Here is a 13,486-nt window from a genome sequence, read left to right as displayed (position 1 = left end):
GTTACTCGCTTTTAACAGGGCAACGGAACACCCGCCCAGAGCATAACCAAACCAGGCAGTAAGTGAGAGAACAATGTCAAACAAACCCTTTCATTATCAGGCTCCTTTCCCACTCAAAAAAGATGATACCGAGTATTACCTGCTGACCAGCGAACACGTTAGCGTATCTGAATTTGAAGGGCAGGAGATTTTGAAAGTCGCACCCGAAGCGTTAACTCTGTTGGCGCGTCAGGCGTTTCATGATGCGTCATTTATGCTGCGACCGGCTCACCAACAGCAGGTTGCCGACATTTTGCGTGACCCGGAAGCCAGCGAAAACGACAAATATGTGGCGCTGCAATTCCTGCGTAACTCCGATATCGCGGCAAAAGGCGTTCTGCCAACCTGTCAGGACACTGGCACCGCGATTATCGTTGGTAAAAAAGGGCAGCGCGTATGGACCGGTGGCGGTGACGAAGCGGCGCTGGCTCGCGGTGTCTATAACACCTATATCGAAGATAACCTGCGCTACTCGCAAAATGCGCCGCTGGATATGTATAAAGAGGTGAATACCGGCACCAATCTGCCAGCGCAGATCGATCTTTATGCTGTTGATGGCGACGAGTACAAATTCCTCTGTATCGCCAAAGGTGGCGGTTCGGCAAACAAGACGTATCTCTATCAGGAAACCAAAGCGTTATTGACGCCGGGGAAACTGAAAAATTACCTGGTTGAGAAAATGCGCACGCTGGGTACGGCGGCGTGTCCTCCGTATCATATTGCGTTCGTTATTGGCGGAACGTCTGCGGAAACTAACCTTAAAACGGTGAAACTGGCTTCCGCTAAATACTATGACGAACTGCCAACGGAAGGGAATGAGCACGGTCAGGCGTTCCGCGATGTGGCGCTGGAAAAAGAATTGCTGATCGAAGCGCAAAATCTTGGACTGGGCGCGCAGTTTGGTGGTAAATACTTCGCTCACGACATCCGCGTGATTCGCCTGCCGCGTCATGGTGCATCCTGCCCGGTCGGAATGGGCGTCTCCTGTTCTGCTGACCGTAATATCAAAGCGAAGATCAACCGTCAGGGGATCTGGATCGAAAAACTGGAACATAATCCAGGCAAATATATCCCGGAAGAGCTGCGCAAAGCGGGAGAAGGCGAAGCGGTGCGCGTTGACCTTAACCGTCCGATGAAAGAGATCCTCGCACAGTTGTCGCAGTATCCCGTTTCTACGCGCTTATCGCTTAACGGCACGATTATCGTCGGTCGTGATATTGCCCACGCCAAACTGAAAGAGCGCATGGACAACGGCGAAGGGCTACCGCAATACATCAAAGATCACCCGATTTACTACGCGGGTCCTGCAAAAACGCCAGAAGGTTATGCTTCCGGTTCTCTTGGCCCAACGACCGCCGGACGGATGGATTCTTATGTCGATCAACTGCAAGCGCAGGGCGGAAGTATGATCATGCTGGCGAAAGGCAACCGCAGCCAGCAGGTGACGGATGCCTGTAAAAAACACGGTGGCTTCTACCTCGGCAGTATTGGCGGCCCGGCGGCAGTGCTGGCGCAGGGCAGTATTAAGAGTCTGGAATGTGTTGAGTATCCTGAACTGGGAATGGAAGCGATCTGGAAAATTGAAGTGGAAGATTTCCCGGCGTTTATTCTTGTGGATGATAAAGGAAATGACTTCTTCCAGCAGATACAGCTCACGCAGTGCACCCGCTGCGTGAAATAAACAGAGCCGTCCTTCGGGGCGGCTTTTTTACATGGCACGAAAGACCAAACATTTGTTATCAAATAGTAAATAATGAGTGAGCTAAAAGTTGCTTAACGTAAGCAAAACAGAAAGAAAAAATTAATCAGGTGAGGAGCAGTCCATGAAAACAGTACGCAGCGAAAAAGATTCGATGGGTGCGATCGATGTCCCGGCAGATAAGCTGTGGGGCGCACAAACTCAACGCTCGCTGGAGCATTTCCGCATTTCGACGGAGAAAATGCCAACCTCACTGATTCATGCGCTGGCGCTAACCAAGCGCGCAGCGGCAAAAGTTAATGAAGATTTAGGCTTGCTGTCTGAAGAGAAAGCGAGTGCCATTCGTCAGGCGGCAGATGAAGTGCTGGCGGGACAGCATGACGATGAATTTCCGCTGGCTATCTGGCAGACCGGTTCCGGTACGCAAAGCAATATGAATATGAACGAAGTGCTGGCTAACCGCGCGAGCGAATTGCTTGGCGGCGTGCGTGGGATGGAACGTAAAGTTCACCCTAATGACGACGTGAACAAAAGCCAAAGTTCCAATGATGTCTTTCCGACAGCGATGCATGTTGCGGCGCTGCTGGCGCTGCGCAAGCAACTCATTCCGCAGCTTAAAACACTGACACAAACGCTGAGTGAGAAATCACGCGCATTTGCCGATATCGTCAAAATTGGTCGTACTCACTTGCAGGACGCCACGCCGCTGACGCTGGGGCAGGAGATTTCTGGCTGGGTAGCGATGCTGGAGCATAATCTCAAACATATCGAGTACAGTCTGCCGCACGTGGCGGAACTGGCGCTGGGTGGTACAGCAGTAGGGACGGGGCTGAACACTCATCCGGAATATGCGCGTCGCGTTGCGGATGAACTTTCGGTAATTACCTGCGCGCCGTTTGTTACCGCGCCGAACAAATTTGAAGCTCTGGCGACCTGTGATGCGCTGGTTCAGGCGCACGGCGCCTTGAAAGGGTTGGCTGCGTCACTGATGAAAATTGCCAATGACGTTCGTTGGCTGGCATCTGGCCCTCGCTGCGGAATTGGTGAAATCTCAATCCCGGAAAACGAGCCGGGCAGTTCAATCATGCCTGGGAAAGTGAACCCAACGCAGTGTGAAGCGTTAACCATGCTTTGCTGTCAGGTGATGGGGAACGACGTGGCGATCAACATGGGTGGCGCTTCCGGAAACTTTGAACTGAACGTCTTCCGCCCGATGGTTATCCACAATTTCCTGCAATCGGTACGCTTGCTGGCAGATGGCATGGAAAGTTTTAATAAACACTGTGCAGTGGGGATTGAGCCGAATCGTGAGCGAATCAATCAATTACTCAATGAATCGCTGATGCTGGTGACCGCACTCAACACCCACATTGGCTATGACAGAGCCGCCGAGATTGCAAAAAAAGCGCATAAAGAAGGGCTGACCTTAAAAGCTGCAGCCCTTGCGCTGGGCTATCTTAGCGAAGCCGAGTTTGACAGCTGGGTACGACCAGAACAGATGGTCGGCAGCATGAAATCCGGGCGTTAATCTGCAACATACAGGTGCAGCCGTGGAATGATCAAACGAAGCGGCTGCGCCTGCGGTTTATAACGGTGCTGCACATTGTCGGCATCGTAATTCAACAACTCGCCAACGTCCGGTACGCCCGCGCCATTATCCCGATTAATCAGTGCAATAAGCGGCGTAGGGCAGGCGTGTTGTACCTGTTTTTGATCTCCCTTGTACCAGACGCGGGCAATCGGCTGCACCTTTACCGGACGTTTGATTTTTAACTTCACGTCCTGTGGCAGGGCAGCAATATCCTGATATTCACGCTCCAGTTTTCCCTGCCACTCCTCACGCGTCCACGGTGCGACGCTGCGGGGTGATTTCAGACTTTTTTCCAGCTGCGCCAGCACTTCATCACGATGCAAATTCTTAATGATATGTTTATTCGCCCAGCCAAAACGTAAAGTTGCGGGGTCATGTAGAACGGTGAGGTTGCGGTAAGCGTTCAGTGTGATCAGCCCCGGCAAATGGCGATGCACCCATTCAAAACGCGCCGCCGTAGGAAGTTCTGACTCAACCGTGACGATATGCTCGAAAGTGGTTTTAAGTTGATTGATGCGCTGGATATGACTTACCAGCGCCGCTTGTGAAAGGTTATCAACCTGATAACACAACACGCCGGGCAGACGAACAGCGGCCTTGCTGCTGCGATTTTCAGACTGTTGCTGAATAAACAAATGGCGGAAATGACGTAGCGCGAGCGCCTGCGCCTCTTTGCCGAGATGTTGCTTAACTTCAATGCAACTCAGCGGATTATGCTCATCCTCTTTTTTGACTTCCGGTAAAGAGAATACCCGGGCAACCAGCAACTTGTGCTGTTCAAGCTCAGCGGCAAATGCGGCCAGTTCTTGCTCCATCTGGCGAAAGGTAGTATTGAGTCGATCTACGAGATCGTAACGAGCCATAAAATCACCACTTTAGTTACAACATACTTATGTTATAGCACAGTGGCGACGACTTGACCACCGTGCGCGTAGCGTCAGGCAGAGGTAAATTGCGCAATGTTGTGCCATAACGGCCAGCTAAACGAGAAGCGGGCGCCGCCCAGTTCGCTGGTGTCACAATTAACCGTGCCGCCCATTGCCAGTGCAATTGAGTGGACAATTGCCAGTCCCAGTCCGCAGCCGCCGGTTGCACGGTCACGGCTGGGGTCGAGGCGAACAAAGGGTTCAAAGATATGCTCTCGATCCTGTGGTGCAATCCCTGCACCATCATCTTCAACAATTAATGTCGCTTTGTTTCCTGCCAGTAGCAGGCTGGTTTCGACTGTTGAATGGCAGTAGCGCAGGGCATTATTGAGCAAGTTATCCAGCACGCGCTCCATCAAGCGCATATCCAACGCCGCATAATGACCTTGCATGATGGTTTTTATCCGTACAGATTTATCGGGAGTTAGTGCCTGAATGTCGGCCAGATGCGTTGACAGCCACAACGGCAGGTCTGGTTCGCTAAGATGGAGCTCATTTTGCGGGCGATCGAGTCGGGCATAAGTCAGCAACTCTTCAATTAAGGCTTCCAGTTGGCTGATATCGCGATTCAACGCCTGAGATTCTGTTGCGCTCAGATTTTCGCTCATCTCCAGTCGATAACGCAGGCGCACTAACGGCGTTCGCAGTTCGTGGGCGATACCGTCAATAAGCTGTTTTTTACTGGCAATCAAGGCGTTGATATTATCCGCCATCTGGTTAAACGCCACGCCAAGCCGTTCAAAACTCGAACCTTCATCAAAGTGGATACGTTCATTGAGATGCCCATCGCCAAATCGTTGCGCCGCTGCTTCCAGTTTTAACATGTCCTGCCAGTGCGGACGCATCCAGATAAACACGGGAAAGGCGAGGGAGATGGCAATAAAAGCGATCAACGCGATATCCAGTAATCGCATTTGATGGAGGTAATAAAGATAAGGCACGGGACCGACTGCCAGCACGTAGTGGCTGCGCGGTATACGCTGTAAGAATGTGTACTGATCGTCCAGGGCGACAATTTCGCCGCCACGCAGTCGATGCATGGAGATTTCATCGAGATGATATTTACTCAACGGTTCGACGCGCAGATCAAAAGAGAGATTTAAATCCATCTCTTTCAGCGTTTTTCCCCAGTCGTGTGGGGGGATCTCGCGCAATTCGCTACGCATCAGGTATAGAGAACTGTTCATCAAATCATCCAGCGACTGTTTGCCCGCGCGTTCGGCGGTAAATTTGTACACCAGCCCAACCAGTAGGGACATCACCAGAAAGCAGACAAACAGTAGAAGATAAAACTGGATAAACAGTTTTTTCATCGCTTATTCCCACGCATGAGGCGCAAACAGATAGCCTTTGTTTCGCACGGTTTTAATGCGATAAGGTTCGGCAGCGTTATCGCGCAGTTTTTTTCTTAACCGCGAAATAGCCACGTCCACGCTACGATCCAGACCGTCATAGCTGACGCCGCGTAAATTTTTCAACAACGCATCTCTGTCCATAATTTGCCCCGCGTGGGTGGCTAATTCCCAGAGCAGTTCAAAATCGGCGGTAGAGAGTGAAATTTCGCAGTCAGCAAGCGTAACTACACGGTTAATGGGATCGATGGTTAACGTGCCGAAATGCAATGCCTTATAAGGAGTAAGAGGTGCTTCTTGTATACCTTTGGTCAGCGTGGTTTGCTCGTTCTGACGCAAATGTAAACGTAACCGCGCCAGCAGGACTGCGGGGGGCGTTGTTTTGAGAATATAGTCGCAGGCGCCCATTTCCAGAGCCAGAATGTGGTTCATATCACTATCGAGAGATGTCAGCAGAACTATAGGCCCGCTCCATTTAGTGCGTAAATCACGACAGACAGTCATGCCGTCCTTGCCTGGTAGCATGATATCGAGGAGCACCAGATCCGGATTTTCCCGCAGAATTGTTTCTTCTGCATGGTCGCCGCGAGGTTCAATGGTTACCTGTATATCATGTTTTGCCAAATACGCGGCAATCAGTGAACCGACTTCCGCGTCATCTTCCACAAATACGATAGTGTTCATATTATTCACGGTAGATATAAAAACGTCACAATACACTGCACCGATTTTACTTACTATCAATCGTTTCTAAACAAGTTTTCATCAGGTATTCTACGGATGACTTGTTATGGAAGTGTTAAGGTAAAAAGATGGGGCTGGTAATCAAAGCCGCGCTTGGTGCGCTGGTGGTGGTGTTAATTGGTGTATTAGCAAAAACGAAAAATTACTATATCGCCGGGCTGATTCCGCTTTTCCCGACCTTTGCGCTTATTGCGCATTATATTGTTGCCAGCGAACGCGGCATTGAAGCCTTACGCGCAACTATCATTTTCAGCATGTGGTCGATTATTCCCTATTTTATTTACCTGGCGTCGCTGTGGTATTTCACCGGAATAATGCGCTTGCCCGCCGCTTTTGTGGGTTCCGTTGCGTGCTGGGGAATAAGCGCATGGGTGTTGATTATATGCTGGATGAAGCTGCATTAACGCAGATGTCGACCGCCATCAAGCGGAAAACTGCGTCCGGTAACAAAGCAACTGGTGAGTAAATAATCGACCAGGTCGATCACTTCTTTCTCGCCTGGTGCGGTTTTCATCAGTGATTTATTCAGCGCCTGTTGACGATATTCAGCATCATCATGCTCATTAAACAGGATCAGCGATGGCGCGATAGAATTCACTTTCACTTCCGGTGCCAGCTTGCGGGCAAACGAGCGTGTCATATTATCCAGCGCCGCTTTGCTCGCAGCATAGGCAATATGTTTGTCGCTTCCGCGCTCCACCACATAATCGGTAAAGTGAATGATATCGCTGGCGGCGTGTCCGTGCCCACGCAGTAATCTTTCCAGAGCGTGGTTAAGAAGGTATGGGGTATTAACGTGGATTTGCATCATGCAGGCCAGCACGTCAGTCAGTGGCGTACCTGGTTTTTCAGCCATCCACGCGCTGGCGTTGTGCAAAATAGCACGCAGGCCATGGGTGCTTTTTAGTACCTCATCGGCAAACGCCATCACACCGTCGTTGGTTGAAAAATCAGCCTGAATACATTGCGCACCCGCATTAATCAGTCCATCAATGGCAGGATAGCGCGTCCGATAGCTGACAATCACCGGTTGCTTTTGATTAATGAAATGCCAGGCGAGGGCGAGGCCAATGCGACGGCCTCCGCCAGTAATTAATATTGGCAAGGGGTGGGTTTTACCCATCGTTATCTCCTTTGCTATCCAACGATGGGACGAACGTTATCCCACCAGCATCCAGGTCGCCGGAACTGCGGCAATTAACAACATGCTAATTAACACCATTTCCTGACGATTCAGTACATTATCATGTGTATGCGTTTTACGCGCGTACAGGAACACCAGAAGCCCAGGTGCATACAGAACGACGGACAACAGCAGGTGCATTGGGCCAGAGGCGTACAATAACCATAAGCCATAAATGCAGGCACCGATACCTACTGCTTTATGCAGTGGACGGGTAGCGATTTTCAGCAGGAACGCGCCAACCAGGAAATAGGGCACCAGAATCATTTCTGAGGCGATGGTGAGCAATGTGTTGTAATCGGAACCGGTTAGCCAGATGAGTACCAGGCAAATTTGCACGCAGATGTTGGTCAGCCACAGTGAAGCGGATGGCGCAGCTTGTGCGTTCTGGCGCGCAAAAATGCGTGGGAATGCTTTATGAGTGGCGGCCAGGAACGGAACTTCTGCTGCCATGATGGTCCAGCTTAAGTACGCGCCGCAAACGGAAACGATCAGTCCGGCAGCGATGATAATCTCACCCCACGGCCCCATCATTTTCACCATCAGGCCGGCCATAGAGGGATTACGGATTTCAGCCAGTTCAGGGCGTGCTACCACCCCCAGCGAAAGCAGAGTTACCAGTAAATAAACGCCCAGCGCGGAAAGTACCGCCAGAAGTGTTGCTTTGCCGACATCATGTTTATTACGCGCTCGCGCAGAAACCACCACTGCACCTTCCACGCCAATGAATACCCACAGTGTGATCAACATTGTGTTTTTCACCTGTTCCCATACCGGTATACCAAGTGCAAGGCCAGTGAAGTCGAGTTTGAAGGTGTCCAGTTTGAACATCATCATCGCCAGCACAATAAACAGACCTAGCGGCAATAATTTTGCCAGCGTCGCCACCAGGTTAATGCTGGCAGCAGTCTGCACGCCGCGCAGGATCAAAAAGTGAACAATCCATAATAAGGCGGATGCACCGACAATCGATTGCCAGGTATTGCCATCGCCAAACAGGCGCAATTCCGGCGTATCGGTGAAGAAACTCAATGCGGAAAAGACGATCACCAGATAGGAGACGTTGGCGATAACTGCGCACAGCCAGTATCCCCATGCGGAGCAGAAACCAATCAGTTCGCCAAACCCTTCACGGGCATAGGTAAAGATACCGCCGTCAAGATCGGGACGAATACGCGTCAGGATCAGCATAGCGAAGGCCAGTAATAAAATCCCTGCGCCGGTGATACCCCAGCCGATCAATAATGCTGCCGGGCTGGCTACCGCCGCCATATTTTGCGGCAGACTGAAAACACCTGCGCCCAGCATTGAGCTTAATACCAGCGCAGTGAGCGCGCTCAGTCCCAGTTTCTTTTCCATCTGTATCCAGTGATCAAAACGTGTTTGGAAGAATAAATATTAGGACAAAACGCATAAAAATGGTGTTTGTCACTAAGGCGCGGGATTTTACGAAGAGATGTATCGTCATGCAATGGTTAGGGGAAAATTTGTGACTAAAAATGCTAAAGGCGGCATAAAGCCGCCTTATCGTGATACTGAATAGTTATTTATACAGGTCTGCGCTGATGGTCAGGTTATTGCCACGTTCCTGCCACTGGCGGGTGATGTGGTAATACTTAGCCCCTTTCTTCGCGGCACGTTTAGCAACCTGGTAGGAGACTTCGGTCATGTTGCCGTAGTTACCTGAGAACTTAATGCTGTCGAACGGCACCATCATCGCTGCGGTCGCTTTGTTCAGCTCTTCTACTTTAGTGCCGTCAGGTAGCGTGACAGTGTAACGCCCGCCTTTTGATGACTGGGTTTCAAAGAAGCGACCGACTTCGGAACTTGGTGATGCAGTAGTGGCAACGCCTGGGATTTCAACTTTCTTCGCAGCTTCGCCACCGGCAGCCAGGGCTGCACGTCCCGCGTCGGAATCCGCCGGGATCACATCCGGGCTTTGTACTACGCGTTTCTTAGCATCTTTTTTATAGATGAAGGCCGTAATGCGCTGGTTACCGCCCTGGTTGGCATCGATTTGACGAACAATATAGAAAGAGTATGCGCCTTTTGCTTTCGCCGCTTTGGTGATGGCGTCATTAACTTCAGGTTGGCTACGGTAAAAGCCCTGGACGGTAACTGTATCAAACGGTTCGATCAGAACGGCCTGGTCTTTTGGCAGTTCCACCACACCGTTAATCACACGATTCTTTTCAGTTTCTGCTTTTTCAGCATCAGACTTATAGAGATCGGCAACTACACGCCAGTTACCGCTGTTACCGAAATCTGACGTATCGACAACATAAAAAGAGGCTGCGCCTTCTTTATCAGCGCGGCGGGATACGGCTTTGACCGCCTCGCCAATGGCATTGAAACGTCCGGTAACCACTACACGGTCAAAAGGTTTAACCGCTGCCGCTTGCTCCGGTGTCAGTTCTGTTGCTGCGTTAACGGAGAATGCCGTAGCAGAAAGCAGTGCCGACGCCAGGAGGGTGTTCTTAAGCTTCATAAAAATAATCCTTCGCCTTGCGCAAACCAGGTACTGGTATTGTTATTAACGAGAAACGTGGCTGATTATTGCATTTAAACGGTGTAACTGTCTGCGTGATTTTTCATATCAGACTTCTTGATTTGATTTTAAACCTGTTCGAATAACCATCTGTGATTAAAAAGTAACCGCAGTAACATAAAATGGCTGAAATGGCTGAATTGTATAAGTTAATTTAATGTTAACTGGCGGCTTGCGACGGGGTGATCTCATGTTTTACCTGGCTATCGAAGACAATTATCGCCCCTTATCCTGTGTTCTATGGTGTTTATCCCACTATCAAGGCTGAATCGTTAATATTTTTCGAGTTAACGCCGAGATACTGATTTTTGGCGCTAGATCACAGGCATTATTTTCAGTACGTTATAGACGTTTGTTACTAATTTATTTTAACGGAGTAACATTTAGCTCGTTCATGAGCGGCTTGTGTACTTGAAACACAGGCAAACCATCATCAATAAAACCGATGGAAGGGAATATCATGCGAATTGGCATACCAAGAGAACGGTTAACCAATGAAACCCGTGTTGCAGCAACGCCAAAAACAGTGGAACAGTTGCTGAAACTAGGTTTTACCGTCGCGGTAGAGAGCGGCGCGGGTCAACTGGCGAGTTTTGACGATAAAGCGTTTGTGCAAGCGGGCGCTGAAATAGTAGAAGGGAATAACGTCTGGCAGTCAGAGATCATTCTGAAGGTCAATGCACCGTTAGATGATGAAATTGCGTTACTGAATCCTGGGACAACGCTGGTGAGTTTTATCTGGCCTGCGCAGAATCCGGAATTAATGCAAAAACTTGCGGAACGTAACGTGACCGTGATGGCGATGGACTCTGTGCCGCGTATCTCACGCGCACAATCGCTGGACGCACTAAGCTCGATGGCGAATATCGCCGGTTATCGCGCCATTGTTGAAGCGGCACATGAATTTGGGCGCTTCTTTACCGGGCAAATCACTGCGGCAGGTAAAGTGCCGCCGGCAAAAGTCATGGTGATTGGTGCGGGTGTTGCTGGTCTGGCGGCCATTGGTGCAGCAAACAGCCTCGGCGCAATTGTGCGTGCGTTCGATACTCGTCCGGAAGTGAAAGAACAAGTTCAGAGTATGGGCGCGGAATTCCTTGAACTGGATTTTAAAGAGGAAGCAGGCAGCGGCGATGGCTATGCCAAAGTGATGTCGGAAGCGTTCATCAAAGCGGAAATGGAGCTTTTTGCTGCGCAGGCAAAAGACGTCGATATCATTGTTACCACTGCGCTTATTCCAGGCAAACCGGCACCGAAACTGATTACCCGTGAAATGGTGGACTCCATGAAGTCGGGCAGTGTGATTGTCGATCTGGCAGCACAAAACGGCGGTAACTGTGAATACACCGTGCCGGGGCAAATCTTCACCACTGAAAATGGCGTCAAAGTCATTGGTTATACCGATCTTCCGGGGCGTCTGCCGACGCAATCCTCACAGCTTTATGGCACCAACCTCGTCAATCTGCTGAAATTGTTGTGCAAAGAGAAAGACGGCAACATCACTGTTGATTTTGATGATGTGGTGATTCGCGGCGTGACCGTGATCCGTGCGGGCGAAATTACCTGGCCGGCACCGCCGATTCAGGTATCAGCTCAGCCGCAGGCGGCACAAAAAGCAGCACCGGAAGTCAAAACCGAGGAAAAATGTGCCTGTTCGCCGTGGCGTAAATACGCCTTGATGGCGCTGGCAATTATCCTTTTCGGTTGGCTGGCGAATGTTGCACCGAAAGAGTTCCTCGGACACTTCACCGTGTTCGCGCTGGCGTGCGTTGTGGGCTATTACGTGGTGTGGAATGTTTCGCACGCGCTACATACGCCATTGATGTCGGTCACCAATGCGATTTCAGGGATTATTGTTGTCGGAGCACTTTTACAGATTGGCCAGGGCGGCTGGGTTAGCTTCCTTAGTTTTATCGCGGTGCTTATAGCCAGCATTAATATTTTCGGTGGCTTCACCGTGACTCAGCGTATGCTGAAAATGTTTCGCAAAAACTAAGGGGTAACATATGTCTGGAGGATTAGTTACAGCTGCATACATTGTTGCCGCGATCCTGTTTATCTTCAGTCTGGCCGGGCTTTCAAAACATGAAACGTCTCGCCGGGGTAACAACCTCGGTATCGCCGGGATGGCGATTGCTTTAATTGCAACTATCTTTGGACCGGATACTGGCAACGTTGGCTGGATCTTACTGGCAATGGTCATCGGTGGGGCGATTGGTATCCGTCTGGCGAAGAAGGTTGAAATGACCGAAATGCCGGAACTGGTGGCGATCCTGCATAGCTTCGTTGGTCTGGCGGCGGTGTTGGTTGGTTTTAACAGCTATCTGCATCACGACGCGGAAATGGCGCCGATTCTGGTGAATATTCACCTGACGGAAGTGTTCCTCGGCATCTTCATCGGTGCGGTAACCTTCACGGGGTCAGTCGTGGCGTTCGGTAAGCTGTGCGGTAAAATTTCGTCTAAACCGCTGATGCTGCCAAACCGTCACAAAATGAACCTGGCGGCACTGGTTGTTTCCTTCCTGCTGCTGATTGTGTTTGTTCGCACTGAAAGCGTTGGCCTGCAAGTTCTGGCATTGCTGATAATGACCGCCATTGCGTTGGTTTTCGGCTGGCATTTGGTGGCTTCCATCGGTGGCGCAGATATGCCCGTGGTGGTGTCGATGCTGAACTCTTATTCTGGTTGGGCAGCGGCAGCGGCGGGCTTTATGCTCAGTAATGACCTGCTAATTGTGACCGGTGCGCTGGTCGGTTCTTCTGGTGCCATCCTTTCTTACATCATGTGTAAGGCGATGAACCGTTCCTTTATCAGCGTCATTGCAGGTGGTTTCGGCACAGATGGTTCTTCCACCGGTGACGATCAGGAAGTTGGCGAGCACCGCGAAATCACTGCGGAAGAGACGGCAGAATTGCTGAAAAACTCGCACTCGGTGATCATCACCCCAGGCTACGGCATGGCGGTCGCGCAGGCGCAATATCCGGTGGCAGAAATCACCGAGAAATTGCGTGCCCGTGGTATCAATGTGCGTTTCGGTATTCACCCGGTTGCAGGTCGATTACCGGGGCATATGAACGTATTGCTGGCAGAAGCGAAAGTGCCGTATGACATCGTGCTGGAAATGGACGAGATCAACGATGACTTTGCTGATACCGATACTGTGCTGGTGATTGGCGCTAACGATACGGTTAACCCGGCGGCGCAGGATGATCCGAAGAGTCCGATTGCTGGTATGCCTGTGCTGGAAGTGTGGAAAGCACAGAACGTGATTGTCTTTAAACGCTCGATGAACACCGGCTATGCTGGCGTGCAAAACCCGCTGTTCTTCAAAGAAAATACCCACATGCTGTTTGGTGACGCCAAAGCCAGCGTGGATGCAATCCTGAAAGCCCTGTAACCCTGACGGCCT

Annotated in this window: 11 protein-coding genes; 5 read left to right on the top strand and 6 right to left on the bottom strand. The window is 50.6% G+C overall.

Annotated elements, in window-relative coordinates:
• Positions 1–73 precede the first annotated feature (73 nt).
• Together fumB and fumC are read left to right on the top strand one after the other, a co-directional pair.
• A complete protein-coding gene (gene fumB, locus LG381_RS15860) occupies positions 74–1,720 on the top strand; it encodes a class I fumarate hydratase (RefSeq protein ID WP_000066634.1) in 1,647 nt (548 codons plus the stop codon).
• A 142-nt stretch (positions 1,721–1,862) separates the two neighbouring features.
• Entirely contained in the window at positions 1,863–3,266 is a 1,404-nt protein-coding gene (fumC, locus tag LG381_RS15855) for a class II fumarate hydratase (protein ID WP_105279402.1), read from the top strand.
• On the opposite strand, the gene tus is transcribed toward fumC, so the two are convergent.
• The 3 genes from tus to rstA all read right to left on the bottom strand — a co-directional run bounded on the left by tus (position 3,263) and on the right by rstA (position 6,291).
• Positions 3,263–4,192, bottom strand: a complete 930-nt coding sequence (gene tus / locus LG381_RS15850; protein WP_225762624.1) for a DNA replication terminus site-binding protein — start codon at positions 4,190–4,192, stop codon at positions 3,263–3,265. The genes fumC and tus overlap by 4 nt on opposite strands.
• Positions 4,193–4,266: 74 nt before the next feature.
• Complete coding sequence (gene rstB / locus LG381_RS15845; protein WP_225762623.1) at positions 4,267–5,568, bottom strand: two-component system sensor histidine kinase RstB; 1,302 nt, start codon at positions 5,566–5,568, stop codon at positions 4,267–4,269.
• A 3-nt stretch (positions 5,569–5,571) separates the two neighbouring features.
• Entirely contained in the window at positions 5,572–6,291 is a 720-nt protein-coding gene (rstA, locus tag LG381_RS15840; protein ID WP_001092492.1) for a two-component system response regulator RstA, read from the bottom strand.
• A 128-nt stretch (positions 6,292–6,419) separates the two neighbouring features.
• Here rstA and LG381_RS15835 point away from each other — a divergent pair, with 128 nt between their 5' ends.
• Positions 6,420–6,755, top strand: coding sequence for a GlpM family protein (locus LG381_RS15835; protein WP_000524882.1), 336 nt, complete (start codon positions 6,420–6,422; stop codon positions 6,753–6,755).
• On the opposite strand, the gene folM is transcribed toward LG381_RS15835, so the two are convergent.
• The 3 genes from folM to ydgH form a co-directional block, all read right to left on the bottom strand.
• Positions 6,752–7,474 (bottom strand): dihydromonapterin reductase, encoded by a 723-nt coding sequence (gene folM / locus LG381_RS15830; RefSeq protein ID WP_000520631.1) that lies wholly within the window; start codon positions 7,472–7,474, stop codon positions 6,752–6,754. The two genes, LG381_RS15835 and folM, sit on opposite strands and share 4 nt — an antisense overlap.
• 36 nt (positions 7,475–7,510) lie before the next feature.
• The gene (locus LG381_RS15825; RefSeq protein ID WP_000412364.1) at positions 7,511–8,893 is read right to left on the bottom strand and encodes an amino acid permease; all 1,383 of its coding nucleotides are present in this window, start codon (positions 8,891–8,893) and stop codon (positions 7,511–7,513) included.
• Positions 8,894–9,077: 184 nt separating this feature from the next.
• The gene (ydgH, locus tag LG381_RS15820; RefSeq protein ID WP_000769335.1) at positions 9,078–10,022 is read right to left on the bottom strand and encodes a DUF1471 family protein YdgH; all 945 of its coding nucleotides are present in this window, start codon (positions 10,020–10,022) and stop codon (positions 9,078–9,080) included.
• Between the two features lie 520 nt (positions 10,023–10,542).
• Here ydgH and pntA point away from each other — a divergent pair.
• Both pntA and pntB read left to right on the top strand, forming a co-directional pair.
• A complete protein-coding gene (gene pntA, locus LG381_RS15810; RefSeq protein WP_001219379.1) occupies positions 10,543–12,075 on the top strand; it encodes a Re/Si-specific NAD(P)(+) transhydrogenase subunit alpha in 1,533 nt (510 codons plus the stop codon).
• A gap of 10 nt (positions 12,076–12,085) precedes the next feature.
• Positions 12,086–13,474: a Re/Si-specific NAD(P)(+) transhydrogenase subunit beta gene (gene pntB, locus LG381_RS15805; protein WP_000014065.1), complete on the top strand. Its 1,389-nt coding sequence runs from the start codon at positions 12,086–12,088 to the stop codon at positions 13,472–13,474.
• Positions 13,475–13,486: the final 12 nt, after the last annotated feature.

The organism is Escherichia sp. Marseille-Q3837, from assembly GCF_916618735.1.
GTDB classification, from domain to species: Bacteria; Pseudomonadota; Gammaproteobacteria; order Enterobacterales; family Enterobacteriaceae; genus Escherichia; species Escherichia ruysiae.
This window is presented reverse-complemented; position numbering and strand designations above follow the sequence as displayed.

Excerpts from the sequence above, each read along its gene's own strand:
- folM (WP_000520631.1), bottom strand. The coding sequence starts at position 7,474 with ATGGGTAAAACCCACCCCTTGCCAATATTAATTACTGGCGGAGGCCGT.
- fumB (WP_000066634.1), top strand. The coding sequence starts at position 74 with ATGTCAAACAAACCCTTTCATTATCAGGCTCCTTTCCCACTCAAAAAA.
- tus (WP_225762624.1), bottom strand. The coding sequence starts at position 4,192 with ATGGCTCGTTACGATCTCGTAGATCGACTCAATACTACCTTTCGCCAG.
- ydgH (WP_000769335.1), bottom strand. The coding sequence starts at position 10,022 with ATGAAGCTTAAGAACACCCTCCTGGCGTCGGCACTGCTTTCTGCTACG.
- pntA (WP_001219379.1), top strand. The coding sequence starts at position 10,543 with ATGCGAATTGGCATACCAAGAGAACGGTTAACCAATGAAACCCGTGTT.
- rstB (WP_225762623.1), bottom strand. The coding sequence starts at position 5,568 with ATGAAAAAACTGTTTATCCAGTTTTATCTTCTACTGTTTGTCTGCTTT.
- LG381_RS15825 (WP_000412364.1), bottom strand. The coding sequence starts at position 8,893 with ATGGAAAAGAAACTGGGACTGAGCGCGCTCACTGCGCTGGTATTAAGC.
- pntB (WP_000014065.1), top strand. The coding sequence starts at position 12,086 with ATGTCTGGAGGATTAGTTACAGCTGCATACATTGTTGCCGCGATCCTG.
- rstA (WP_001092492.1), bottom strand. The coding sequence starts at position 6,291 with ATGAACACTATCGTATTTGTGGAAGATGACGCGGAAGTCGGTTCACTG.
- LG381_RS15835 (WP_000524882.1), top strand. The coding sequence starts at position 6,420 with ATGGGGCTGGTAATCAAAGCCGCGCTTGGTGCGCTGGTGGTGGTGTTA.
- fumC (WP_105279402.1), top strand. The coding sequence starts at position 1,863 with ATGAAAACAGTACGCAGCGAAAAAGATTCGATGGGTGCGATCGATGTC.